We start from the raw sequence: 24,440 nt of genomic DNA, 5'->3' as shown, positions 1-24,440 counted from the left end.
CTGAGCCTGCGAATTCAGGCGTCAGCTACAGGCGCGCACCCCAACTGACAGATGCATGCCGCCGGGTGTAAAACTCACCCATCAATCCGATCATGATCAGGACCACCGCAACGATAAGCGGATATTCAACGGACGTGTATCGGGGGTTGTAGTTGATAAATGCAAATCCGCGCGATTGATCGATGCAATGAAACAGCGGGTTCCAGTCAAACAGGTTCAACATGAATGTTGGTAAAGAGTTGGCCACAAACATCTTGCCCGACGCGATCATGTTCGCGCGCTGGTAAATCGTACTGGCAATCGTGACAAAACCGGGCGCCCAGGGCTTGATCGCCAGAAACACGATCCCGACCGCCAGACCGGTGAACCACGACAGCAACAACATTCCGAATGTCGCGACAGGCTGATCAATCACCAGGGGCGTAAAGGCCACGTGATAAATGAACAGGATCGTGAAAAGCGACAGTACCTGTATGTAAAGCGCGCCGAATGCGGCGGCCGCAATTGCGACAATCGTATTCATGGGGGCGTGTTGCATCATCGGGCTTGCCGGGCCTTCAGCACCGACAACAGCCCCGACTGTTTTGATATGCGTCAGAAACAGGAAAATGCCTGTCATGATGTAAATCAGAAAATCACCGCGCAACGCCGCGCCGCGCAAACCGAGGATCGAAAACATGAAGAAAAAGGCCGCCACGAAAATGACGGCCTGAAGCATGTTCGTGGCAATCGCCAGAAACGCATTGCCGTGCGTTTTACGCACGCTGCGGACAACGGAATGATAGATCAGCTCTAACAGGGAAAGAGCGGACCCAAACATTGATTGCTTGCGTTCGTATTGAAACATGCCTGATTTGCCCTTTTGAGCGGGGAACGTGACACGGAATTCTTGATGTTCCGATATGTGGCAAGCATAAAGATCAAGTGAAGACATTTCAACAAGAGTGACAACAGGAGTATTCCTTTGAATTATGAGGTCCTTGTGCCTGTGATCCGTGAACTGGCATTGAAAGCCGGCGAGGTCATCATGGATATTTACGATTCCGACGATTTCGATGTGAAAGTAAAATCAGACGAAAGCCCCGTAACCGCAGCAGATGAAGCCGCCGACGCGATTATTTCGGATGGGTTAAGACTGGCATTTCCCGATATGATGCTGGTGACGGAAGAACAGGCAGCATCGCACAGCGCGAAAGGTGATACATTTCTGATCGTTGATCCGCTGGATGGCACCAAGGAATTCATCAACCGGCGTGGTGATTTTACCGTCAACATCGCTTTGGTTGAAAAAGGGGTTCCGACACGGGGTGTCGTATACGCACCCGCGAAAGATCGCATGTTCTTCACCCGCGCGGACGGTCAGTCTGTTGAAGAACAGGGGCCATTCAAGAAAGACAGTATCGGTCAGTGCAGCCCGATATCAGTCTCTAAACCTGACAATTCGGCTCTTTTGGTGGTCGCATCAAAGTCGCACAGGGATCAGGCAACAGATGACTACATCGGCAAATATGCCGTGAACGACATGAAAAGCGCAGGATCGTCGTTAAAGTTCTGTCTGGTTGCGACCGGAGAGGCCGATCTTTACCCACGGGTCGGGCGCACGATGGAATGGGATACCGCTGCCGGTCATGCCGTTCTGAAAGGTGCCGGGGGTGACGTTGTCAGGTTCGAAGACCATTCCCCACTGATGTACGGCAAAGACGGTTTTGCAAACCCGTTTTTCATTGCCTACGCACCGGGTGTAGACCTGAAAGCGCCATGATGTCCGTTCTGATTGTCATTCCCGCCCGCTACCAGTCTTCCAGATACCCGGGCAAGCCGCTGGTCGCATTGAAAGGGGCCGGTGGCGTCTCGAAAAGCCTGATTGAACGCAGCTGGGATGCGGCCCGCGCTGTAAAGGGCGTTGATCGCGTTGTTGTGGCAACCGATGATGATCGTATCCGGCAGGCCGCAGAAGCGTTCGGGGCCGAGGTTGTGATGACATCTTCGGATTGTCTGAACGGAACCGAACGGTGCGCCGAGGCGCACGCGGCGCTGGTCGAAAGCTATGAAATCGTCGTCAATCTGCAAGGTGATGCACCTTTGACACCGCCCTGGTTCGTCGAGGCGTTGATCGCAGGATTGCAAAACGCACCGGAAGCACAGGTTGCAACGCCGGTTTTGCAATGTGACGGCGCAACGCTGAACGGGTTTCTGAATGATCGCAAGGCGGGCCGGGTTGGTGGTACAACGGCCGTTTTTGCCCGTAACCATGCCGCGCTTTATTTTTCGAAAGAGGTGGTGCCCTATGTCAGCCAGTCTTTCGAAGAGTCCGAACTGACGCCGGTGTTCCATCATGTGGGCGTCTATGCGTTCAAACCCGATGCGTTAAGCGCGTATCCGGACTGGCCGGTTGGCCCGCTGGAGCAACTCGAAGGGTTGGAGCAGTTGCGGTTCATGGAAAACGGCCGCCCGGTTCTTTGCGTGGAAGTAGACGCGCGGGGGCGGCAGTTCTGGGAGTTGAACAACCCGCAGGATGTGCCCAAAATTGAACAGATGATGGCGCAAATGGGGATAGAGTGACCCCCATACCCGTCAGCGTTATCGTCGTCAGCCGGGATCGACCCAAGGCGCTGGTGCGCTGTGTTACGGCGCTGGGGCAGTTACGGTATCCCTGTTTCGAGGTGATCGTTGTTGCAGATCAGAACGGGGTCGCGGCGATCGAAAGCTCTGCCTTGGGAGCCGCGATCAAGTGCATTCCTTTTGACGAAGCCAACATTTCTGCGGCCCGAAACACAGGTATTCTGCATGCAGCAGGTGAGATCGTGGCCTTTATCGACGATGATGCCGTGCCTGAACCATCATGGCTGACCTATCTGACCGAACCTTTCAGATACCGTGATGTTGGTGCGGCAGGCGGATACGTCCGCGCGCGAAACGGAATATCCTATCAGTGGAAAGCCCGTACCATCGATGCGGAAGGGGTGGAGACAAGCCTTAATCTGAGCGCGGACCAACCGGTTGTTCTGACGCCGAAACCGGCGACGGCGATAAAGACCCAAGGCACTAACATGGCGTTCCGACGGCCTGTTCTGGCAAAGATGGGTGGTTTTGATCCGGCCTTTCGCTATTTCCATGATGATGCAGATGTGAACATGCGGCTGGCAAAGCAGGGCGTTCTGACAGCGCTTGTACCACTGGCCGAAGTCCATCACGGGTACCAAGGTAATTCGAGCCGTAAGTCCAACCGTGTGCCCCGTGATCTGTTCCAGATCGGGGCAAGTTGGGCTGTTTATCTGGGCAAGCATTGTGACACGGCAAAGCGGGCGCAGGTATGGGCCAGAGTACAGAATAACGAACGCAACCGGCTGTTGCGGCACATGGTTACCGGCGGGCTTGAGCCGCGCGATGTCAGCGCGATGATGCGCGGTTTGCGACAGGGGTATTCAGAGGGTCTGAGCCGCAAGTTGGCCGTGGTCCCCATCGCCGATTGCGAGGACACGTTCAGGCGTTTTGTCGGTAACGAAACTGCCAAATCAGAAGTCATATCCGGTCGCGTCTGGAGCGCGAAATCGCTGCGCACCAGGGCAATTGCCAAGGTAAAATCCGGACATATCGTGACCCTTCTGATGATGTCACCCACCGCCCTTTTTCACAGGATATGGTTTCATGATGACGGATATTGGGTGCAACGCGGCGGATTGTTCGGGCGGTCAGAACGCGATTCGCCGCTGTTCCGGATCTATCGCTTTTCCCGCAGAGTTCGGGTAGAATGTTTCCGAATACACCGTCAGAGGCTGTTGTGATTTCATGGCAGTCAGGCGAAAAAGGCACATCACTGCGGAATTTTCAACGAATGGCCGTGATTTTGTCAGAATGACATGTTCGATATGCTGTTTCACAGTATCATTATCGGTAACCTGCCCTTGATGAATGTGGTTGGACGAGTTTGAGGATTAAAATGCGTAGAAAAGTTACCAAAGCTATTTTTCCTGTGGCCGGAATGGGCACACGTTTTCTACCGGCGACAAAGTCGGTTCCCAAAGAAATCATGACATTGGTGGATCGCCCCCTGATCCAGTACGCCATTGACGAGGCCCGCGCTGCCGGGATCAAGGAATTCATTTTTGTCACGTCCCGCGGCAAGGGTGCGCTGGAAGATTATTTTGACCACGCGCCGCAGCTGGAGCAGGAGCTTCGCAAAAAGGGCAAGGATGACCTTCTCGAAATTCTGAAAACGACGAATATGGAAAGCGGCGCCATTGCCTATATCCGCCAGCACAAGGCGCTGGGTTTGGGGCACGCTGTCTGGTGCGCGCGGCGTCTTATTGCTGACGAGCCTTTTGCCGTGATCCTTCCGGACGATGTGATCGCTGCCGAAAAACCCTGCCTTCAACAAATGGTCGAGGCGTATCATGAAACCGGCGGCAATATGGTTGCTGCAATGGAAGTTCCGCCGGAAAAGGCATCTTCTTACGGTGTTCTGGATGTACAGGACGACATGGGTTCGATGGTTTCGGTCAAGGGTATGGTTGAAAAACCGGCAGCGGGGCAGGCCCCTTCCAATCTTGCCGTAATTGGCCGTTACATTCTTGCGCCCAGTGTTTTGCAAAGGCTGAACAAGATGAAAAGTGGCGCCGGCGGCGAAATACAGCTGACGGATGCAATTGCTGCTGAAATCGGGTCCAAACATGGCGTTTACGGATACCGGTTCCGCGGACAGCGTTTTGATTGCGGTTCAAAAGCCGGGTTTCTGCAGGCCACGGTTGCCTTTGGTCTGGCGCGCGAAGAATTGCGTGACGATCTGGCCCAGTATCTGCGCGAAATGATTTCGGTCGATAAAGCCGCGGAATAGCCGTTTCTGAAAGGGCAATCCTTGACTTACGTGTTGGTGACGGGCGGTGCGGGCTATATCGGTTCGCATGCGTGCAAGGCATTGCGCGCTGCCGGTTTCACTCCGGTGACTTTTGATAATCTGGTCACCGGCTGGCAGGATGCCGTGAAATTCGGCCCGTTCGAGCGTGGCGATCTGATGGATCGCGCGCGCCTGGACGCTGTGTTTGAACAGTATGAACCCGTTGCGGTCATGCATTTTGCCGCCCTGTCGCAGGTCGGAGAAAGCATGGCAGAGCCTGGGCGCTATTGGTCCAACAATGTTGCCGGTTCCCTGAACCTGATCGAAGCGGCTGTGGCCGCCGGATGTCTCAGGTTTGTTTTTTCGTCTACATGCGCCACCTACGGCGATCAGGACAATGTGGTTCTGGATGAAGACAGCGCGCAACATCCCATCAATGCCTACGGCGCGTCCAAGCGTGCGATCGAAGATATTTTGGCGAATTTCGATGCAGCCCATAACCTGCAGAACGTCATTTTCCGGTATTTCAATGTTGCGGGCGCGGATCCCGAGGCCGAAGTCGGAGAGTTCCATCAGCCGGAAACGCACCTTGTTCCTTTGATGCTGGATGCAATTGATGGCAAACGTGATGCGCTGACTGTGTTCGGAACAGATTATGACACGCCTGACGGAACCTGTATTCGTGATTACGTGCACGTCTGCGACCTTGTGGATGCGCATGTTCTGGGTTTGAAATGGTTACTGGATGGCAAACAAAGCCGAGTGTTCAATCTGGGTACCGGCACGGGCTTTTCGGTGCTTGAGGTGATCGAACACTCCAGCGCTGTCACGAACCGCCCCGTGCCTCATAATATCGGAGAACGTCGCCCGGGGGATTGCACAAAGCTTGTTTCGGGGTCGGTGCGTGCCAAGAAGGAACTGGGTTGGTCGCCCAGCCGGTCCGACCTGAAAACGATGATCTCGGATGCTTGGAGATGGCACCAAACTGGCCACTACGACACATAAAACCGCACCCGCGGCCCGCCTGCTGGATTTGACCCGGCTGGTCAGTCGTGTGGGCCGCCCAATGACCGGTATTGATCGGGTCGAATGGGCCTATCTTAATCACCTGACCGATGAAAGCACCCCGGTTTTTGCGCTTATCCGTACAACCTACGGATATATATTGCTGGAACGCGGCGGAATGCTGGCCTTGCGGGCGCGGATTTCAGGTGCTGAACCGTGGGGATCGATTGATACATTGTCCCGCCTCGTGCGCACCAAACCGGATAGCGTGCGCCGTGCGGAATCCGATGTGCGCCGACTTGCGCTGGATCGGTGTCGCCCAAGGCGTTTGCCCGACATGCTGCACCGGCATTTACCCGGCGGGACGGCGTATCTGAACATCGGGCATACCAACCTGACCGACCGGGTCTTGTCCGCTGTCCGGCACAGTATCAACGGGCGCGTTGCGGTTTTTGTTCATGATACCATTCCCCTGGATTTTCCGCAGTTCCAACGGGAAGGCAGCGTTGACCGGTTTCGCGCTTTTCTGCGGCAGGCAGGCGCATGGGCGGACCTGATCATTTACAACTCTGCCTGTAGCGCAGAACGTGCCGAACACTGGCTGTCTATGTGGGGTAACCCGCCGCAAGGTATCGTGGCGCATCTGGGCGTTGAGGTTCCGGAGCTTGCCGACGTGCCAGAGGGTATTGTTCCTACGCAGCCCTATTTTGTCACGGTGGGCACAATTGAACCCCGCAAGAAACACGCGCTTTTGCTGGATATCTGGGATGGTTTTTCCGACGGTGCGCCACATCTGATGATCTGCGGAAGCCGGGGCTGGAATAATCAGGATGTGTTTTCAAGACTGGACAAGGCAGCGGACAATCACCGCATTTCAGAAGTGGCACCGTTGACAGACGGGCAGGTCGCCACAGTTCTAAGCGGGTCATTGGGCCTGCTGTTTCCCAGTCTTGCAGAAGGGTACGGCCTGCCACCGATTGAAGCGGCAGCGCTGGGCGTACCTGTTCTGTGCAACGATTTGCCGGTTTACAGGGAAACACTGGGCGATATTCCCGTTTACGCAGAGGCATCAGATCGGTATTTGTGGGAAACAAAAATAAGGAACCTTGCCGAGATCCCGAAACCGAAAAAGACAAACATGGCAAACGCGTTTGATCCACCAGACTGGAAAACGCATTTCAACACTGTCTTAAGGCTGACGTAATAGCGTAATTCCGGGGCGCGACTGGCAAGACGACAGAGGTAAAGTTGGGCGTTTGGCAGTCATATCGGCTAAGGTTGCTTAGAAAGCGTTGGCGTTTGCGTGCACTGCGCAAACGGCGCGAGATTTCATCGGTCGTCTTGCGGACTGATCAGATCAGGTCAAACGATATTCTTCTGTTTTGCACGCAGCGGAACGAACGGATCAGGCTTCCGTATTTTCTTCAGTATTACCGAGATCAGGGCGTGAACCACTTTTTCTTTGTGGACAACGACAGCACGGACGGATCGCTGGATTATCTGGCGGAACAAACCGATGTATCGGTCTGGCACACCAAGGCGAGCTATAAGCGCGCCCGTTTCGGCGTTGACTGGCTGAACGCTCTGCAGATGAAATATGCTGACGGCCACTGGGCACTGGTTGTCGACCCAGACGAGTTTCTGATTTATCCGTTTTGTGATACCCGCCCATTGCGGGCGCTTACCGACTGGCTGGATGCATCTTCCATAAAATCCTTCAGTGCGATGCTTTTGGATATGTACCCCAAAGGGCCGATTGGCGAACATCCTTACCAGGAAGGGCAGGATCCGCTGGAAATCGCGGCGTGGTTCGACAGTGGCAACTATACTCTGAAAAGGAACAAACGCTTTGGCAACCTGTGGATTCAAGGTGGTCCACGGCGGCGGGTGTTTTTCCGCGACGCACCGGAAAAAGCGCCGGCGCTGAACAAGATACCGCTGGTGAAGTGGGAAAAACGATATGTCTATGCCAGTTCAACGCATATGCTGCTGCCGCGCGGCCTGAACCAGGTCTATGATGAATGGGGCGGAGAAAAAGCCTCGGGCATTTTGTTACACACCAAATTTCTGGATACATTTCCGCAGAAAGCGAAAGAAGAACTGGCGCGCAAGCAGCATTACGCCGCAAGCGTGGAATACAAGGCCTATGCCGAAACGCTTGAGGACAATCCGGAACTTTGGTGCAAATGGTCGGAAAAATATATTAACTGGCGGCAACTGGAAATATTGGGTCTGATGTCCAAAGGAAACTGGGCATAAAATCAAGGAGATGCATTGAGCGTCGGAATTGTCATGCTGGTGCACACCGCACTGGGAAGGGCCGAACAGGTGGCCCGACATTGGGCGGCTGCCGGCTGCCCGGTTGTGATCCACGTGGACAAGAACGTCGCGCACTCTGCCTATAACAGCTTTGTGCAATCGCTGGCCGATGTGCCGCATGTGCTGTTCAGCAAAAGGTTCCGCTGCGAATGGGGAACATGGGGCATTGTGGCCGCATCGCAATCCGGATCAGAATTGATGCTGGCGGAATTTCCGCAGGTTCGGCATGTCTATCTGATGTCGGGGTCGTGTTTGCCGCTGCGCCCGGTGGACGAATTGATCGAATACCTCGAAGACCGGCCGCAAACCGATTTCATCGAATCCGCCACAACATCGGATGTGCCCTGGACGGTTGGCGGGCTTGATCAGGAACGGTTCACCTTGCGGTTTCCGTTTTCATGGAAACGGTACCGGTTTCTTTTTGATGCCTATGTGGATCTGCAACGCCGATTGCATCTGACACGCAAGATGCCGCGCGGGCTGGTGCCGCATATGGGGTCGCAATGGTGGTGCCTGACCCGGCAAACCCTGTCTGCAATTCTGGAAGACCCTGAAAGGGGGCAGATCGACAGGTATTTCCGACAGGTCTGGATTCCGGATGAAAGCTATTTTCAGACATTGGCCCGGCAATATTCGATCAATATCGAAAGCCGGTCGCTGACCCTTTCCAAATTCGATTTTCAGGGCAAACCGCACATATTTTACGATGATCACCTTCAGTTGCTGCGCCGTTCGGATTGCTTTGTTGCACGCAAAATCTGGCCGCGCGCCGGAAAACTCTATCAGGCGTTTCTGACCGATGCGGCCACGGCCCTGAAACGGACAGAGCCTAATCCGGGGAAAATCGACCGGATATTTGCAAAGGCGGTTGAACGCCGGACCAGAGGACGCCCGGGTTTGTATATGCAAAGCCGTTTTCCAAATCAGGATTGGGAAAACGGGGCTACCGCTGGTCCGTATTCAGTATTTCAGGGGTTTTCAGAGCTGTTCGAAAACTTTGAACCCTGGCTGGAAAAAACAACGGGTGCGCGGGTGCACGGACATTTGTTCGCACCTGAACGTGTCGAATATGCGGGTGGCCAAACGGTGATAAACGGCGCGCTGAGTGACAGTGCGAAAGCCCGCGATTACGATCCCAACGCGTTTCTGACCAGCCTGATCTGGAACACGCGGGGTGAACGGCAGTGTTTCCAGTTCGGTCCTCGGGACCGGCAAAAGATCAACTGGAAAATAGCGAAGGATTCGAATGCGCAGGTGTCCGTAATCAGCGGCGCCTGGTCCGTTCCCTTGTTCAAATCCAATCGCAATTTTGCGGATATCCGAAAAGAAGCGGCGCTTTTGCAAAAGATCGAAAACAAGCATCTGGATCTTCTGAGATCGCCGCAGAACAAGGCACGGGTGCGCATCTGGACAATGGCCGAGTTTATCGAGGCGCCGATGGAGCCGCTGCAAAGCATTCTGGACGAAATCGGACACGCGTCGTCGCGGCGGTTGTCCGAAGTGCCGAAAATGGTTGATCTGAACGGGTTTGGCCAGTTCCTGCAAAATCTGAAAAATCAGGGAATGCATCCGCACCTGATGGGCGATTTTCCGGTTGAACACGGGTCAAACCAATCGCCGCCTGCGCCGCGCAAACCCTATCTTGTTCAGTGATGGCGGGAAATTTCGATTACTTCGTTGTGCTGGCGGAAATGCGCACAGGGTCCAATTTTCTTGAATCCAATCTGAACGCGTTTGCGCGCCTTGTTTGCCACGGTGAGGCGTTCAACCCGCATTTCATCGGGTACCCCAAATCCAGCGAAATTCTGGGTATCACTCAGGATGTGCGTGACCGGGATCCGGCGCGTCTGATCAACGCGATCAGGACCAAATCGGATGGATTGGGCGGTTTCAGGTTCTTTCACGATCATGACCCGCGCGCATTCGATCTGTTTTTGCCTGATCCGCGCTGTGCCAAAGTAATTCTGACGCGTAACCCGCTGGACAGTTATGTTTCGTGGAAGATTGCGCAGGCAACCGGCCAATGGAAGTTAACCGATTTAAAGCGCCGAAAGGATGGCAAGGCCGAATTCGACGCCGAAGAATTTGCGGATCATCTGAACGTATTGCAGACGTTTCAGATGAAAATCCTGCACGGTCTGCAAACTACAGGGCAAACTGCATTCTATCTGTCCTATGCAGACTTGCAGGATCTGGAGGTCGTGAACGGCATAGGCCGCTTTCTGGGACAGGATGATGTTCTGAAAGGGCTGGAAAAAAAGCTGAAAAAGCAGAACCCGGAACCCACGGTAGACAAGGTCGTGAACAGGAAGGAAATGATGTCCAGTATTGCCGGGCTGGATTGGTTCAACCTGTCGCGTACCCCGAATTTTGAACCCAGACGCGGGCCGGTCGTGCCCAGCTATGTTGCAGCAGCCAAGGCACCGCTGCTTTACTTGCCGATACGCGGATCGTGCGAAGCGGTTGTGACAGACTGGATGGCCGGGCTTGATGGCGTTTCGAAGGATGATCTGACCACCGGAATGAACCAGAAAAACCTGCGTCAATGGAAACGCCGGAACACCGGACACAGAAGCTTTACCGTCCTGCGGCACCCTGTTGCGCGTGCTCATTCCGTATTCTGTGAACGCATTCTGAACACCGGTGAAGGAAGTTTTGCGCAAATACGCCAGACATTAAAGACCCGCTACAAGGTGCCCTTGCCCCAAAACCAGCAACAATCCGGATATGACCGGGCTGCGCACCGGACCGCGTTTGTTGCGTTTCTGGAATTCCTGCGCGGGAATCTGGCTGGCCAAACGGCCATTCGTGTGGATGCCACCTGGTGTACTCAATCCCAGGCCTTGCAAGGTTTTGGCGAATTTGTCCTGCCTGATTATGTCCTGCGAGAAGACGAGCTTTCCAGCGCTTTACCGGCGCTTGCGATGCAATATGGATATTCGAATCCACCCGCACCACATGCGGCCGCTGCCGACACTCCGTTTGCGTTGGCGGACATTTACGATGAACAAATCGAACAAATGGTCGCCGATATCTATCAGCGAGATTACATGATGTTCGGATTTTCGGAATGGGGCGGCGGTCACGCCGCCTGAACTGATTGCGCTTCCGTCAGGATTGCATAAATCGTAGCCGCATCGGGGTTGGCCCGAAGTTTCGCGCATACGGATGCGTCACGCAATGTACGTGATACCAGCGCCAGTGCCTTCAAATGCTCGACACCGGCATCCTCGGGCGCAAACAACGCAAACGCAAGATCAACAGGCTGCCGGTCTATCGAATTGAAATCTATCGGTTTTTCCAAAAGGATAAACGCCCCGACCACAGATTCCACGCCCGGCAGGCGCGCGTGTGGCAATGCCACGCCGTTTCCCACGCCTGTCGGGCCAAGGGTTTCCCGTTCCATCAATGCTTCGACCGTTTCGGCGGCGGGAAGGCCGTAGGCGACAAAGGCAAGATCGGAAAGATCATGCAAAAGCCGCTTTTTGCTTGAGGTCGAAGCCACCACCTTTACCGCCTGAGGGGCGAGGATCTTGGACAATTCCATGTTTTCTCCAATGGCTTTATGACGGCGCGGGTTTCACATTCAGGGGTCGATCCATCCGATGTTGCCGTCATCGCGGCGATAAACGACGTTGACCCCGTTCTTACTCTCGTTTCGAAACACCAATACAGGTGCGCCTGCCAATTCCATTTGCATTACGGCCTCTCCAACCGAGAGAGACGGTATTTTCATTTCCATTTCAGCAACGATCATCGGCTGGAGTGTTTCCGGCTCGATCGCATCCGAGTCTTCTTCCGACGCGAGGATATAAGAGGATGCTCCAAACAATTCAACCGGTTCCGCACGGTCGCGATGATGATCTTTCAGTCGCCTTTTGTAACGGCGCAACTGTTTTTCCATTTTCTCGCGGCAGGCATCGAAAGCGGCATAGATTTCGTGGGCATGTCCCTTTGCCTGCGCAGTCAGTCCGGTGGATAAATGCACCGTCGATTCACATACATATTCGCTGGCGGATTTGGAAAACACGACGTTTGCGTCTGTCGGACGTTCGGCATATTTTTTGACGGCTTCGTTCAATTCGTCCTTCACATGTATTTGAAGGGCTTCGCCGATATCGATTTGTTTTCCGGTGATTTGATAGCGCATTATCTCTCCCTTTTTATTTGACACGCGGACACAGCTTGCCAGTGGTTTTCCGTCAAGGTTTATGGCCGAATGCAGGATAGGACGCCGGAGTTTGACATTGCAAAGTCCGGGCCCCGACAAACGGGCGGACGAACTTCCGAGTCAAAGAACACAAGATCCATACCCTATTTGAGGCGAAATACGGGGGGGCTGTCAATCAAAAGCGGTGACTTGGTAGGCGGAAAATTGGTTAACGAATTTTGAACCATTTTAGGATATTTTAAAATTGTCACCAAGATAGACCCGGCGCACATTTTCGTTCTGCACCACTTCGTCCGGTGTGCCTGACATCAGAACCTGACCATCATGCAGGATATAGGCTCGATCAACAATTTCTAATGTTTCACGAACGTTATGGTCGGTAATCAGAACACCGATGCCGCGTATTTTGAGATCTGCCACCAGATGTCTGATATCGCCCACGGATATCGGATCAACACCTGCAAACGGTTCGTCCAGCAGAAGATATTTTGGGTTGGCGGCCAGACAGCGGGCAATCTCGACCCGCCGGCGCTCGCCTCCTGACAATGCCAGCGCTGGGGCGCGTCGCAGGTGTTCTATCGAAAACTCTGACAGAAGTTCTTCGAGGCGTTCGCGCCGTTTGTGCCGGTCCTTCTCGGTGATATCCAGTATGGCCGAGATGTTATCTTCGACATTCAGGCCGCGGAAAATACTCATTTCCTGAGGCAGGTAACCTATGCCCAGTTGGGCGCGGCGATACATGGGCAGATGTGTGGCATCCTGACCATCTATCAGTACACGACCGCCCTCTGGCATCACCAAACCTGCAACGGCATAGAACGTTGTTGTCTTGCCCGATCCGTTGGGGCCCAGCAGGGCAACAACCTCACCCCGTTTCAATTGCATGCTAAAGTTTCTGATCACAACTTTCTTGCGATAGCTCTTGCGCAATTGTTCGATGCAAAGGCCGGAATTTCCGTTGGTCAGACTCAGAATCGGCTTTGGCATCAATCGGTTCCAGTCCGAAAGATGGTTTTAACCCTCCCGTTCATTTGCGCTGTGCCATCGCGCAGGTTCACGGTCATCTTGTCTGCGGTCAGCGCATTCTGGCCCTGCGTCAGCAGGACATTTGTGGTCATGACGATGGTGCCGCTGACAATGTCATAATCGGCGCGCTTTGCCTCGGCGGCATCCGCACCGCTGACCAGTGTCACGCCACCGGTTGCCTCCAGGCGCTGGATTTCAGAATTTTCTTCGCTGTAAACGACCAGAACTGAAGCAGCCGCCAGACGCATTTCGCCCTGAACCACCAGAACATCGCCATCAAAAACAGCCGTTCCGTCCAACTGGCTTACGGAAAGCGTATCTGATGTCACTTCAACTGGTAAATCGGGGTCTTGTTTGATGACGCCGAACGTGACCTGCGCACTTTCGGCTTGGGCAACTGCCCAATCCGGCGCAAAAGCGGTTATCACGACACACGTGACTATTGAAAAAAGACGCAAATACGCCACCGGTTATCTGTCCGTTTGTTTGGGGCGGTATATCAGCTTTACCCCGTTTGTGAAAACCATTTGAACAACCTCGCTGTCGGGGTCGGATCGCAACTGCATTTTGCCGGCCTGCAAGTCCCCCAAAGGGCTGGTGGCAGACACGGATGACAATGTATCAGCTTCGATTCGCGATAAGGAAGACCGCAGATGTTCGGTGCGGATTACGTAGCCTTCGCTGTTTTCGATGACGACAGACCCCCTGAAAACAACAACTTCACCTGCTGCATCCAGTTCTCCGCTTTTGGCAGTCAGCTTGATCTGCCCGCCCTCGTTCAGATTGATCTGACCGACCAGATTATCCGCCTCCGGACGCTCTGAACCGGCTGTGCCGGGTCTGACCACACTGGCGCTGACACTGATTTGGTCGCCTGCATCAGTGGTGCCTGCGAAAACCGGCCCGGTGATCTGCTGCGTGCGCAAACGTTCCTGAACCTCGGTATCGGCGAAGGGAATGGTGTTTGTCGGGTCCACACTGCGCGACAGCAGGAACATCGTCGACAGCAGGGCAAGCGCCGTCAGTGGCAGCAAAACCTTTAGCCAGGCGATCAGGCGCGAATAGCGATCTACGCGCTTGGCCATTCTAGCCCAGCCCGACCCGCAAACAGTCGTGAATGTGCAACAGCCCGATCGCTTTGGGCGGGCCGGCCGGGTCTACGACAAACAGGCAGGTGATCTTGCGCTTGTTCATGATCGCCACGGCCTGTTCGGCAAGTGCATCGGGGGCAATTGTCGTTGGATTATGCGTCATGACATCGTCAGCGTTCAGCGACAAAAGGCCATCCATGTGGCGGCGCAAATCACCATCTGTGATAATACCCGTCAGGATGCCCTGATCATCGCACACACCAACAACGCCAAACCCCTTTTGGCTGATTTCGATCAGCGCATCGCCCATTTTGGCAGAACCAGCGACTGTCGGTACTGCATCGCCCTTGTGCATCAGGTCACGTACACGACTTAGTTGCGCCCCAAGTTTTCCGCCTGGATGAAATTCGCGGAAATGTTCGGGCGTGAAAGCGCGATGTTCCATCAGGGCCACGGCAAGAGCATCGCCCAGCGCCAGGGTCATCGTGGTTGAAGATGTCGGTACCACGCCTGTTCCGCAGGCCTCTTCGGCGCGCGGCAGGATCAAGCCGATATCGGATTGCCGGATCAGCGTCGATTCTGCGCGGCTGGCAACGCCAATCATGGGGATATCAAAGCGGCGTGTGTAGGCAATGACATCGGCAAGTTCCGGCGTTTCGCCCGAATTTGACAGAACCAGCGCCACATCCCCCTGCGCAACCATGCCCAGATCGCCATGGCTGGCCTCGGCCGGGTGGACAAAATGCGCCGGAGTTCCTGTGCTTGCAAAGGTTGCGGCAATCTTTCGTGCGATGTGGCCGGATTTTCCCATGCCCAGAACGATAACCCGGCCTTTTGCATCCAGAAGCATTTGCACCGCCGCTGCGAAAGACTCATCAAGACCCGCTGACAAGAGCGCAAGCGCTTTGGTTTCGGTATCAATCACCCGGCGGGCGGTGCTCAAAAACTGTTCAGGCCCGGTCATGTCTGTGATCTTTCAGGAATGTGCAAAAATATCGGTTTCGGGCCAGCCTGCCAAATCCAGCTTTGCCCGCATTGGCAAAAAGTCAAAGCACGCCTTGGCGATGTCGGCACGCCCTTCACGGACAAGCATCGTATCCAAAGCATCCCGCAGCTGATGCAGGTACAGAACATCCGACGCAGCATATTCAATTTGGGCATTGCTAAGGTCACGTGCACCCCAATCGCTGGATTGCTGCTGTTTGGACAGGTCAACCCCAAGTAATTCCTGTGTCAGGTTTTTCAATCCGTGCCGGTCGGTATAGGTGCGCACCAGTCGGCTTGCGATTTTCGTGCAGTAAACCGGCGCGGTTATTACCGCGAATGCGTTGTACATGGCCGCGATGTCAAATCGACCGAAATGGAACAGCTTCAGCACATCGGGGTTTTCCAACAATGCACACAGGTTGGGTGCCGTCGTCTGACCAAGTTCGATCTGAACGATATGCGCGTTGCCGTCGCCGCTGCTAAGCTGAACAACACACAGGCGATCACGATGGGGATTCAACCCCATTGTTTCACAATCGATAGCCACAACCGGCCCCATATCCAGCCCGTCGGGAAGATCGTTTTGATAAAGATGATTTGTCATGGCGCACCTATATCGCGGCTTTGATGAATGGGAAAGTGGCGGTTTTTTTAACCGTCAGCGCGCCGGACCGCCAATACAGGTTTCCGGTAGTCTAATTTACAAGAGCGCAGTATGCTTGGGTTTCGTGATCAGGGTTACACCGTTCTTTCCGGGTTCTTTTTTGTTATCATTCCGTTATCGGATGGCCCGGTTGATCGTCATTGGTCGCAAGACAAACAAGGATACACCAAATGAAACTATTTGTTCCTTTTGCAATTGTTCTGCTTCTCTGCGCCTGTGAGCCGGGACAGAATTCAACTTCGATCAATGGCGAACAGCTGTCTTCGATCCCGACCTATACTTACGACGGGCGTTAGAAGGTACCGGTTCTCGCAGGTTGCCACGCAGACGCATGACATTCACGTGCCGCGCCTGACACAGCGCCCCTCGCTCGCAGCCAAAGCTGTTCTCGGATCTATTCCGGTGCTGGGAGTTTTTCTAAAGTTTCGCGCGCAACATCAAATTGCGGAAGCGGCCTGTCACCTGCAATTTCCAAAGCGCGTGTCAAAGTTTCCCGTGCCTCCTGGGTTCTTTCAAGGGCGGCATAGGTCATGCCAAGATGGAACTGGACCAACGGATCTTCCGGCAATCCGGCTGCTGCCGGCTCCAGATATGCCAGAGCTTCTTCGTAATTGCCGCGTCGGTATTCGATCCAGCCATAGGTATCCTGAAGCGGCGGAAACATTGTGCCCTTCAGGCGACTGGCGATTGCAAAACCACGTTCAAGGCTTTCGGGATCTGTGCGATGCGTGGTGATCAGGCTGGCCAGGTTGTTGGCAAGAATGACGCTGCTGCTGTTCTTCGCATACAAGTCTTCGTAAATCGCGATTGCGCCTTCAAAGTCCTGCGCTTTTTCAAGCCGTTCTGCTTTGAGCAAAAGCGCACTGCTGGCATCCGGTCTTTGTGCAATGACCTTGTCCACAAGTTCACCGGCTTCGGCATCGCGGCCTTCGGCGATCAGCAGGCTGTAATAGGTTCTCAGGACACGATCGTTTCCGGGAAACTCTTCCAGAAGTTTCTTGTATTCTTCCTCGGCGCGGGCGCGATCATCTTCCAGAAAATAAAGGCCGGCCCGCAGGAACCGCAAAGAAGGGTCGTTGGGTCTGGCCACAAGCTGTTCTTCCAATAGCGCGGTTGCTTCGTCCAGTTGACCATCCCGCACCTGGGTTTCAACCAGTGCGGCAAGAGCGCCGGTGTTTCCAGTGTCTTCACTCAGCATGTCCTTGAGGAAAGAAATCGTGTCTTCGGTGCGTTCCTGACGTGACAGAACTTCTGCCTCGATACCATTCGCAACGTTGGTTGCCTGATCGGTTCCCAGTGCGCGCAAGGACCAAACAATGCGTGTCGCCCGGTTCCAATCCTGCTGGGCAATATAAATCATCGCCATATTGCGAAGCAGCTCGATGTTCTGGGGCGCTTTGTTCAACGCTTCCTGAATAACCGACTGGGCGGATTCAATGCGGTTGTCCGCCATAAGGAATGACGCATAGCGCAGCGATTCAGCCGGGGCAGCGCCAGACACGTCCACCGCAAGCGCATAGCGTTCGCCGGCCAGTTCACGGGCACCTTCCCGTTCATGTGCCTGGCCCATCAATGTCATGATCGAGGCATCGTTGGGCGCGCCCGCCAACGCGGTTCTCAGGGCGACGATGGCCTCGCTCGGCTTGTCTTCGTCGATCAGCCATGCCGCTTGCATTTTCAGCGCTGCAACGTGGCCGGAATCTTCCGCCAGAATTTCCTCTACCAAAGAACGCGCGCCAACCGGATTATTGGTCTGGATCAGCATTCTGGCCAGCAGGATCTGCGAATTGCGCCGGTCATCGCTTGGTTCGTTCTGCTCCAACACCTGTTCAAGTTCGGCGATGGCCTCGTCCTGCTTGCCCTCTTCAAAGTCCATCGAGGCAAGAAGGGCGCGGTACACCAGATTTTTTTCTTCTGATTCAACAAGACGGGCCAGTTCAGCGCGGGCGGCTTCCGGCCCCTGAGTTTCTGTCAAGAACTGTACGACAACGATTTTTGCTGCTGGTTCCGCGTCGGGGCGGTTCGCAAGTTCGCGCAAGAATGCTTCGGCGCCTTCCAGATCGTTGCGTTCCAGATACCAGGCGATCAGCGTGCGTTGCAGATCGATGTTTTCAGGAAACTTCGATACCATTTCCTTGAGGGATGCTTCGACGCCTTTGTTGTCCCCTAGCTCGTACTGAACCTGCAGGCGCGCCATCAAAAGCTCGAATGAATCGGGCTCGAATTCTATGCCCTGATTAAGCTGTACCAGCGCCTGATCAAATTCCTGACGGTTTACCAAATGCTCGACAACGATGCGGCGTGCGATTCCGTCTTCCGGGTTTGTCTCCAACACGTCTTTCAGAATTTCGGCCTGTTTGCGCGCTTCGGGTTCGTTCGAATCGCGGCGTGCCTTTACAAAATCAAGCGCTGCAATCAGGGCCAGAACATCTGCGTTATCCGGCGCCAGTTCATATGCCGCACGTCCGTGGCGTTCGCCTTCTTCCCAGTCGCGGTTCAGCATTGCCATGCGTGCAAGCTCGATCCGGCCTTCCAGATTCTCGGGATAAAACTCGACCAGCGTGAGGTACTGCTTGAAAGCGCCCCGGATCTTGCCTGCATCACTTTGAGTGCGCGCATAGGCCAAACGGGCTTCCTTGTGACGCGGATTGAGTTTGAACACGTTGCGAAACTCAACTTCGGCACGGGTAACATCCCCCTGCTCCAACAGTGACATGCCGCTTTCATAATGTTTTTGCGCCCGCTCTTCAGAACTTTCGCAAGCAGTTAGAAAGAGAGTGGCAGAAAGCAGGGCCGCAGTGATTCCCGGAATACGAAGCATCTTGATTGGTTCCATCCTGTTTGGCAGGTCAGTCGACCCGTTTTCCTAGACGTACAATGTTATCATAAAGTGTAACATCGAAAAGGGTCGCAGATGAAGGCGACCCTTTGTTGTATGATCATTGTCGGTTGTTTGCCATCGTGACAATGCCGTGCCGAGTTCAGTACCCCGTTCCGCGCAAAACCACACCGACGGTTTTGAACAGAATCTTGATATCCGTAATCAGGCTCATGTCATTGAAGTAACGCGTATCAAACCGGGCGCGCGCCGAAAAGCTGCTCTCGTTACGGTCAGAAATCTGCCAGTATCCGGTCAAACCAGGACGCATCGAGAAATACGCAAGACCAGGATAAAGATCGCGCTGATCGGGCATCATCGGGCGCGGTCCGACAAGGCTCATTTCGCCTGTCAGAACGTTCCACAGCTGGGGAAGTTCATCCAAAGAGCTCTTGCGTAGAATAGAACCGAACGATGTAATCCTCGGGTCATTTTTCAGTTTTTGCGATTCTGCCCATTCCTTGGCGGCTTCGCCGTTTTTGGCAAGGTAGCCGCTCAGGAACTTGTCAGCATCGGGGATCATCGTCCGCAGTTTCCACATCGAAAAGACGCGGCCATTACGTCCGATACGGTTCTGGCGGTAGAAAGGGTTCGCGCCATCCCGCGCGATCAGGGCGCACAGGATCAGGATTACCGGGACGACAAAAGGCGCGGCGATCAGCACCAGAGCCAGGTCGCACACACGCTTGAAAAAGGATCCATACCAACCGTTCCGAACTACAGAAGGTTCAAGGACGAATTTTCCGGATACATCCGCTACAAAAGCGGCATCGCGCTTAAATTGCTTATCTTGAATGGTCATTTCAAATCTTTCAATCAGTACAAACACAGAACCACATTTCAGCAACGCGTAACAAACGACGCCGCCGTCAAGTCGAATTTAACCGCTCTAGCTTTTTTTATTTGCGCAACAAACAGATCAGCGTGCACTTTTTATTAACACTGAATTAACATCTGAACTGCCAACATGCCAGAGAAAAATCCAACGATTGCCGAATCTTGGCCTGAGGTGCTTTGAATCGCTTAAAATGTGGCCGTATTGTCCAGCAGGGTTCAAAAATAAATCTCAAAATCAGTCTTTAGTTCCGTTTCGGGGACAATGTGTGTGGTCAAGACTCCGTTCAAAACTAATATCGAATCGAGCATTTGTGCTGCAAATCCCCTAAATACGCCGATGCATCATGCAAAGGCCGGATTGGTGACTTTTTTTCGCCAGATATGACTGTTTCACTGCGCGCCAGAAGGTGAAAGCCGTGGCGCGACGTGCGCGCCCGATCAATAAGAGCTGAAGCCAGGGTCTGGCTTGCGGTAGTCAACGAGAGGCAGCGATATAGTGTCTGACGTCGCAACATACACACACTCTTCACGGTGGCGCGTGGGGGTAAAGCCACCGTTTGATATTGTGCGCGCCAACCATAGCAGCGTTCTGAGGCATGACACATCACCTGAAGATCACAGGCGAATAGTGCGCAGGCTTCGTGAATCACAAGCGAGCCTGAAGTTTTCCAGACGCGATGAAGGTGACCGCGCGAAAGACTCTATTTTACGGACCGTGCGCACGTCGGTTAAGGCACGGCACACGGGCCCTCAACTTTCGTCAAAAGATGACTACATAAATGATCAATCCGACACGATCGAAACAGGGTATGCAGGACTTTTAGTCAATTCGATAGAACCCGCACTCAAATCGGGATACACCCGCGCCATGGACAGTACGCTTGACATCTATACGGACCACTTCGGGCTCAAAAAGCGCCCGTTTTCCTTGGTTCCTGATCCCAATTATCTGTATTGGTCCGCGTCGCACAGACGCGCGTATACCATGCTGGAATATGGAATTCTGACAAGTGCGCCGATCACCCTTATCACAGGCGAGGTGGGCGCGGGCAAAACCACGCTTTTGCAGCATCTTCTGAAGAATCTGGATGACGGTGTCAAAGTCGGCCTGGTGTCCAACGCACACGGTTCACGCGGCGAACTGCTGCAATGGGTGCTGATGTCGCTTGATCAGCCGGCTCCGCAGGAAGCCAGTTATGTTTCGCTGTTCGATTCCTTTCAGAAATACCTGATCAAGGAATACGCAGAGGGAAACCGTGTCATTCTGATTTTTGACGAAGCCCAGAACCTAAGCCGCGAATCTCTGGAAGAGTTGAGAATGTTCACCAACATCAACTCGAACAGCGATGTTCTGCTTCAACTGGTTCTGGTCGGACAACCTGAATTGCGCGATATCGTGCGCCGCCCGGACTTGCGGCAATTCGCACAGCGCGTCGCAGCGAGTTTTCACCTTGATGCCATGGACGCGACAACTGTCAATGCCTATATCGGGCACAGGCTGCGGCTGTCGGGTGCGGAGCGTAACCTTTTCAGCGAGGTTGCCAGTAATCTGATCTACGAGGCGACCGGTGGTGTGCCAAGACTTGTGAACCAGTTGTGTGATTTGTCGATGGTGTATGCGTTTACCAAGAACCAGAAAACAGTAACGCTGGCGACTGTTCGCCAAGTTCTGGATGACGGTGCGTTCTTTGGTGCAGGTGCCTTTGGGCACGGAGAAGAAACAACCCAATGATTGCCGATATCAAATTCTACCTGTCCTTGTTCTTGCGACGGTTTCATTACTTCCTTCTGGTGGCAATGGCGGTATCTGCCGTTGGCATAACAATGGCGTATACGCTGCCTTCTGTGTACGAAGCCGAAGCGCGCCTGCTGGTTGAATCCCCGCAAATTCCGGGCGATCTGGCAGAATCGACGGTCCGGGCCGAATCCTCCGAACTTCTTCAGATCATCCGCCAGCGTATTCTGACGCGAAACAACCTGATTGATATGTCGCGCAGATATCAGGTGCACGAGGCCGGGCCCGACATGAACCCGGACGCCATCGTGCAGGATATGAACAAACGGATCAAAGTCAGCTTGCCCAATTCGCGAGACGCCGCATCATTCGTGAATGTGTCGTTCGCGGCCCCGGATGCCAGAACATCGGCGGCCGTAACCAACGATCTGGTGACTCAGATATTGCAAGAAAACGTCGCGTTGCGCACAGCTGTCACCAGCCAGACCCTTGATTTCTTCAGGCAGGAAGTTGCGCGGCTTGATGATGAACTGGCGCAGCAGGGCGCGAAGATGCTTGAATTCAAGCTGCGCAACAAAGACGCGCTGCCCGATAGCATGGACTACCGTCGCACCAGGCAGGCGTCGCTGCAGGAAAGATTGCTACAGATTGAACGGGATCTGACCGGGTTAAGAGACCGGCGCGAACGGCTTGTAGAATTGTACGAAAGAACTGGAACAATTGATCTGACCGGCCAGACGCTTACGCCGGAACAACGCAGATTGCAGACACTACAATCCGAACTTGCATCGGCTATGGTCATCTATTCGGATCAGAATCCGCGTGTAAAGACATTGAAGGCGCAAATTGAAGCGTTGGAAAAAGCGCTGGCAACCCAACTCCAGCCGAATGAAAACAATGGTCAGGAATTATCGGTTTACGATCTGCAACTTGCAGATCTGGACAGCCAGACCGAATTTCTGGAGCAGCAAAAGCAGACGATCGAAGGCGAGTTGGAAGAACTTAACAAGTCGATCGAAGCAACCCCGACAAACACGGTCACGCTGGGAACGCTTGAACGTGATTATGAAAACATCAGAATCCAGTATAATCGCGCAACTGCGGATTTAGCCGCTGCACGAACCGGTGACCAGATCGAAGCGCAGTCGCGCGGGCAACGTATCACGGTGATCGAACAAGCGGTTGAACCGCGCGAACCGACAAGTCCGGACCGCCCCAAAATTGCTACGGCATCCGTTGCTGCCGGTATACTTCTGGGCGTTGGTCTGGTCGCACTGATCGAGATGATGAACGGTGCGATCCGTCGCCCCAGCGAAATCAGCACACGGTTGGGAATAACGCCGTTTGCGACCATCCCGTTCATCACAACAAAACGGCAGCGCACACGGCGCAGATTGATCATAGGCAGCCTGCTGGCCCTCGTGGCCATCGGCATACCGCTTAGTCTCTACTTGTTGCATGTCTATTATCTGCCCATGGATTTGCTGGTGGAACGGGTTCTGGAAAAATCCGGCGTTGCCGGTTTAATCGAACGGCTTCGGTAGGGTACGAGTAGGAAAACAGATGGAACGTATTCAAACAGCGATCGACAAGGCACGTAAGGCAAGGGAAGGCCATAGCGATCCCGCGGCCGCGCGCGCCCCTGCGCAGGTGGGAAAGCCAAAGTCCGCATCGCCGGTTGCCGAAGACCGTGAAGCAAAGAAACCCCTTGTCCTGTCTTCGGACATGTCGTTCAAGCAGCGGGATGAAGCCTGGGCTGCTCTCAAGCGGTTCGATCCCAAACAGGTCCATCTTGAACGCAATCGTATCGTTGCATATCAAACCGGTCCCGAGGCCGTTCCTTACGATGTTTTGCGGACCCGGTTGTTGCATCAGATGCGCGCGAACAACTGGCGCAGGGTTGCCGTTACCTCTCCGACAGCAGGCGCTGGCAAGACAATGACATGCGTCAACCTGGCGTTCAGCCTTGCGCGCGCTCCGGATCAGCGGACAATGCTGATCGAGCTGGATTTGCGACGGCCTTCGATGGCTGCGCTGCTTGGTATCGAGGGAAACCAGCAGTTTTCCAAAGCGCTGAGCGGGCAAGACGCACCGGAAGATCACATCCTGCGATATGGCCGCAACCTGGCATTTGCTGTCAACCAGACAACGGCGCGTAACCCTTCTGAGCTGTTGCAGGGTGTAACAACCGGCAAGGTCATAGACGAACTCGAGGAACGGTATCTTCCGGAAATCATGATGTTCGATACGCCACCCTTGTTTGCCAGCGATGACACGATGGCGTTTCTGGATCAGGTGGATTGTGCCCTGCTTATCGGCGAGGCAGAGAAAACTACGATTGAAGAGATCGACAAGTGCGAACAAGAGCTTGCCGCGCGCACAAACGTTCTGGGTGTCATGCTGAACAAGTGCCGGTATCTGGTTAGCCACGAAGGGTATGGCGAACAGTACGGATATTGAGTGTTTGTGCGATAGAAGGCGTCAGCGGTATCGCGCAACGACTTGATCAAACCTGATGGTCGTGACGGGAGAATTGTGAAAACAGCCGTAAATGCGGCCAGTTGTGCGAATCAGCTCTGGCTGCCCTGCATGCCGAATTCGAACTCTTCGTTATTGCCGGATGACGTCACAAGTTTCTCGCGGATTGCGACCCACCCCACAATCGCAAGCAGGGTCGTGGTGCCGGTGGCAACATAGATCAGAATGGCAAGCCAGATCGGCAATCCGTAGAAAAGCGCCGTCGCGGTGGCACCGAAACTTGCAACAACCCCCAGAAAAACGAAACCTAGCATTCTATTTTCTTTCTTTGATTTGCGACACGGTCCAACAAAGCAGTACTCATCTTGGCAGATGGACTGACGTTGGCGCGCAAATGTGGTCTTACTAAGGCACA

Annotated in this window: 24 protein-coding genes; 13 read left to right on the top strand and 11 right to left on the bottom strand. The window is 54.1% G+C overall.

The window, feature by feature from the left end:
* Window positions 1-25 precede the first annotated feature (25 nt).
* Window positions 26-847, bottom strand: a complete 822-nt coding sequence (locus tag C1J05_RS20385) for an ABC transporter permease (protein WP_114872487.1) — start codon at window positions 845-847, stop codon at window positions 26-28.
* Window positions 848-964: 117 nt separating this feature from the next.
* Between C1J05_RS20385 and cysQ the strand changes: the two genes are divergently transcribed.
* The 9 genes from cysQ (at window position 965) to C1J05_RS20340 (ending at window position 11,253) form a co-directional block, all read left to right on the top strand.
* Window positions 965-1,762, top strand: a complete 798-nt coding sequence (gene cysQ, locus C1J05_RS20380) for a 3'(2'),5'-bisphosphate nucleotidase CysQ (protein WP_114871864.1) — start codon at window positions 965-967, stop codon at window positions 1,760-1,762.
* Window positions 1,762-2,562, top strand: a complete 801-nt coding sequence (locus C1J05_RS20375; protein ID WP_114872486.1) for a 3-deoxy-manno-octulosonate cytidylyltransferase — start codon at window positions 1,762-1,764, stop codon at window positions 2,560-2,562. The genes cysQ and C1J05_RS20375 overlap by 1 nt, the downstream gene beginning before the upstream one ends.
* Window positions 2,559-3,785: a glycosyltransferase family 2 protein gene (locus C1J05_RS20370; RefSeq protein ID WP_114871863.1), complete on the top strand. Its 1,227-nt coding sequence runs from the start codon at window positions 2,559-2,561 to the stop codon at window positions 3,783-3,785. Before C1J05_RS20375 ends, C1J05_RS20370 begins: the two co-directional genes overlap by 4 nt.
* Before the next feature lie 155 nt (window positions 3,786-3,940).
* A complete protein-coding gene (gene galU, locus C1J05_RS20365; protein WP_114871862.1) occupies window positions 3,941-4,834 on the top strand; it encodes a UTP--glucose-1-phosphate uridylyltransferase GalU in 894 nt (297 codons plus the stop codon).
* 21 nt (window positions 4,835-4,855) lie between these two features.
* Window positions 4,856-5,839, top strand: a complete 984-nt coding sequence (galE, locus tag C1J05_RS20360; protein ID WP_114871861.1) for a UDP-glucose 4-epimerase GalE — start codon at window positions 4,856-4,858, stop codon at window positions 5,837-5,839.
* Window positions 5,799-7,043, top strand: coding sequence for a glycosyltransferase (locus C1J05_RS20355; protein WP_114871860.1), 1,245 nt, complete (start codon window positions 5,799-5,801; stop codon window positions 7,041-7,043). Before galE ends, C1J05_RS20355 begins: the two co-directional genes overlap by 41 nt.
* Window positions 7,044-7,087: 44 nt before the next feature.
* The gene (locus C1J05_RS20350) at window positions 7,088-8,098 is read left to right on the top strand and encodes a glycosyltransferase family 2 protein (protein ID WP_114871859.1); all 1,011 of its coding nucleotides are present in this window, start codon (window positions 7,088-7,090) and stop codon (window positions 8,096-8,098) included.
* 15 nt (window positions 8,099-8,113) lie between these two features.
* A complete protein-coding gene (locus tag C1J05_RS20345; RefSeq protein WP_114871858.1) occupies window positions 8,114-9,811 on the top strand; it encodes a DUF5927 domain-containing protein in 1,698 nt (565 codons plus the stop codon).
* Window positions 9,811-11,253 carry a sulfotransferase family 2 domain-containing protein gene (locus tag C1J05_RS20340; protein WP_114871857.1) on the top strand — a complete coding sequence of 481 codons (1,443 nt, stop codon included), beginning with the start codon at window positions 9,811-9,813 and terminating at the stop codon, window positions 11,251-11,253. The genes C1J05_RS20345 and C1J05_RS20340 overlap by 1 nt, the downstream gene beginning before the upstream one ends.
* Here the strand turns inward: C1J05_RS20340 and C1J05_RS20335 are convergent.
* The 7 genes from C1J05_RS20335 to C1J05_RS20305 form a co-directional block, all read right to left on the bottom strand.
* Window positions 11,241-11,705 (bottom strand): PTS sugar transporter subunit IIA, encoded by a 465-nt coding sequence (locus C1J05_RS20335; RefSeq protein WP_114871856.1) that lies wholly within the window; start codon window positions 11,703-11,705, stop codon window positions 11,241-11,243. The two genes, C1J05_RS20340 and C1J05_RS20335, sit on opposite strands and share 13 nt — an antisense overlap.
* 39 nt (window positions 11,706-11,744) lie before the next feature.
* On the bottom strand, window positions 11,745-12,308 hold the full coding sequence (hpf, locus tag C1J05_RS20330; protein WP_114871855.1) for a ribosome hibernation-promoting factor, HPF/YfiA family: 564 nt from the start codon (window positions 12,306-12,308) through the stop codon (window positions 11,745-11,747).
* 249 nt (window positions 12,309-12,557) lie between these two features.
* A complete protein-coding gene (gene lptB, locus C1J05_RS20325) occupies window positions 12,558-13,316 on the bottom strand; it encodes an LPS export ABC transporter ATP-binding protein (RefSeq protein WP_114871854.1) in 759 nt (252 codons plus the stop codon).
* Window positions 13,316-13,783 carry an LptA/OstA family protein gene (locus tag C1J05_RS20320; protein WP_254684664.1) on the bottom strand — a complete coding sequence of 156 codons (468 nt, stop codon included), beginning with the start codon at window positions 13,781-13,783 and terminating at the stop codon, window positions 13,316-13,318. Before C1J05_RS20320 ends, lptB begins: the two co-directional genes overlap by 1 nt.
* A gap of 42 nt (window positions 13,784-13,825) precedes the next feature.
* The gene (gene lptC, locus C1J05_RS20315; RefSeq protein WP_114871852.1) at window positions 13,826-14,440 is read right to left on the bottom strand and encodes an LPS export ABC transporter periplasmic protein LptC; all 615 of its coding nucleotides are present in this window, start codon (window positions 14,438-14,440) and stop codon (window positions 13,826-13,828) included.
* Between the two features lies 1 nt (window position 14,441).
* On the bottom strand, window positions 14,442-15,410 hold the full coding sequence (locus tag C1J05_RS20310; protein WP_114871851.1) for a KpsF/GutQ family sugar-phosphate isomerase: 969 nt from the start codon (window positions 15,408-15,410) through the stop codon (window positions 14,442-14,444).
* 12 nt (window positions 15,411-15,422) lie between these two features.
* The gene (locus C1J05_RS20305; protein ID WP_114871850.1) at window positions 15,423-16,037 is read right to left on the bottom strand and encodes a ribonuclease D; all 615 of its coding nucleotides are present in this window, start codon (window positions 16,035-16,037) and stop codon (window positions 15,423-15,425) included.
* 230 nt (window positions 16,038-16,267) lie between these two features.
* On the opposite strand from C1J05_RS20305, the gene C1J05_RS22035 reads away from it, so the two are divergent.
* On the top strand, window positions 16,268-16,393 hold the full coding sequence (locus tag C1J05_RS22035; RefSeq protein WP_302622783.1) for a hypothetical protein: 126 nt from the start codon (window positions 16,268-16,270) through the stop codon (window positions 16,391-16,393).
* Window positions 16,394-16,491: 98 nt separating this feature from the next.
* Here the strand turns inward: C1J05_RS22035 and C1J05_RS20300 are convergent, their stop codons facing one another.
* Complete coding sequence (locus tag C1J05_RS20300; RefSeq protein ID WP_162798172.1) at window positions 16,492-18,813, bottom strand: tetratricopeptide repeat protein; 2,322 nt, start codon at window positions 18,811-18,813, stop codon at window positions 16,492-16,494.
* A 265-nt stretch (window positions 18,814-19,078) separates the two neighbouring features.
* A complete protein-coding gene (locus C1J05_RS20295; RefSeq protein ID WP_254684663.1) occupies window positions 19,079-19,804 on the bottom strand; it encodes a sugar transferase in 726 nt (241 codons plus the stop codon).
* Between the two features lie 876 nt (window positions 19,805-20,680).
* Here C1J05_RS20295 and C1J05_RS20290 point away from each other — a divergent pair.
* From C1J05_RS20290 to C1J05_RS20280, 3 genes are read left to right on the top strand one after another with little or no spacing between them, the layout of a single operon-like run.
* On the top strand, window positions 20,681-21,544 hold the full coding sequence (locus C1J05_RS20290) for an ExeA family protein (RefSeq protein WP_114871848.1): 864 nt from the start codon (window positions 20,681-20,683) through the stop codon (window positions 21,542-21,544).
* Complete coding sequence (locus tag C1J05_RS20285) at window positions 21,541-23,091, top strand: GumC family protein (RefSeq protein ID WP_114871847.1); 1,551 nt, start codon at window positions 21,541-21,543, stop codon at window positions 23,089-23,091. The genes C1J05_RS20290 and C1J05_RS20285 overlap by 4 nt, the downstream gene beginning before the upstream one ends.
* Window positions 23,092-23,110: 19 nt before the next feature.
* Window positions 23,111-24,007 (top strand): CpsD/CapB family tyrosine-protein kinase, encoded by an 897-nt coding sequence (locus C1J05_RS20280; RefSeq protein WP_114871846.1) that lies wholly within the window; start codon window positions 23,111-23,113, stop codon window positions 24,005-24,007.
* 110 nt (window positions 24,008-24,117) lie between these two features.
* Here the strand turns inward: C1J05_RS20280 and C1J05_RS20275 are convergent, their stop codons facing one another.
* Window positions 24,118-24,339 carry a hypothetical protein gene (locus C1J05_RS20275; protein ID WP_114871845.1) on the bottom strand — a complete coding sequence of 74 codons (222 nt, stop codon included), beginning with the start codon at window positions 24,337-24,339 and terminating at the stop codon, window positions 24,118-24,120.
* Between the last annotated feature and the right edge of the window lie 101 nt (window positions 24,340-24,440).

The sequence above is a fragment of the Sulfitobacter sp. JL08 genome (genome assembly GCF_003352045.1).
Taxonomy (GTDB): Bacteria; Pseudomonadota; Alphaproteobacteria; order Rhodobacterales; family Rhodobacteraceae; genus JL08.
The sequence above is the reverse complement of the archived record's forward strand: the minus strand, read 5'-3'. Positions and strand labels throughout refer to the sequence as shown.

Bases quoted from the DNA above. Each gene is read 5' to 3' on its own strand.
- C1J05_RS20385 (WP_114872487.1), bottom strand. From the start codon at position 847: ATGTTTCAATACGAACGCAAGCAATCAATGTTTGGGTCCGCTCTTTCC.
- C1J05_RS20375 (WP_114872486.1), top strand. From the start codon at position 1,762: ATGTCCGTTCTGATTGTCATTCCCGCCCGCTACCAGTCTTCCAGATAC.
- galU (WP_114871862.1), top strand. From the start codon at position 3,941: ATGCGTAGAAAAGTTACCAAAGCTATTTTTCCTGTGGCCGGAATGGGC.
- C1J05_RS20355 (WP_114871860.1), top strand. From the start codon at position 5,799: ATGCTTGGAGATGGCACCAAACTGGCCACTACGACACATAAAACCGCA.
- C1J05_RS20340 (WP_114871857.1), top strand. From the start codon at position 9,811: ATGGCGGGAAATTTCGATTACTTCGTTGTGCTGGCGGAAATGCGCACA.
- C1J05_RS20335 (WP_114871856.1), bottom strand. From the start codon at position 11,705: ATGGAATTGTCCAAGATCCTCGCCCCTCAGGCGGTAAAGGTGGTGGCT.
- hpf (WP_114871855.1), bottom strand. From the start codon at position 12,308: ATGCGCTATCAAATCACCGGAAAACAAATCGATATCGGCGAAGCCCTT.
- lptB (WP_114871854.1), bottom strand. From the start codon at position 13,316: ATGCCAAAGCCGATTCTGAGTCTGACCAACGGAAATTCCGGCCTTTGC.
- lptC (WP_114871852.1), bottom strand. From the start codon at position 14,440: ATGGCCAAGCGCGTAGATCGCTATTCGCGCCTGATCGCCTGGCTAAAG.
- C1J05_RS20310 (WP_114871851.1), bottom strand. From the start codon at position 15,410: ATGACCGGGCCTGAACAGTTTTTGAGCACCGCCCGCCGGGTGATTGAT.
- C1J05_RS20305 (WP_114871850.1), bottom strand. From the start codon at position 16,037: ATGACAAATCATCTTTATCAAAACGATCTTCCCGACGGGCTGGATATG.
- C1J05_RS22035 (WP_302622783.1), top strand. From the start codon at position 16,268: ATGAAACTATTTGTTCCTTTTGCAATTGTTCTGCTTCTCTGCGCCTGT.
- C1J05_RS20300 (WP_162798172.1), bottom strand. From the start codon at position 18,813: ATGTCACTGTTGGAGCAGGGGGATGTTACCCGTGCCGAAGTTGAGTTT.
- C1J05_RS20290 (WP_114871848.1), top strand. From the start codon at position 20,681: ATGGACAGTACGCTTGACATCTATACGGACCACTTCGGGCTCAAAAAG.
- C1J05_RS20285 (WP_114871847.1), top strand. From the start codon at position 21,541: ATGATTGCCGATATCAAATTCTACCTGTCCTTGTTCTTGCGACGGTTT.
- C1J05_RS20280 (WP_114871846.1), top strand. From the start codon at position 23,111: ATGGAACGTATTCAAACAGCGATCGACAAGGCACGTAAGGCAAGGGAA.
- C1J05_RS20275 (WP_114871845.1), bottom strand. From the start codon at position 24,339: ATGCTAGGTTTCGTTTTTCTGGGGGTTGTTGCAAGTTTCGGTGCCACC.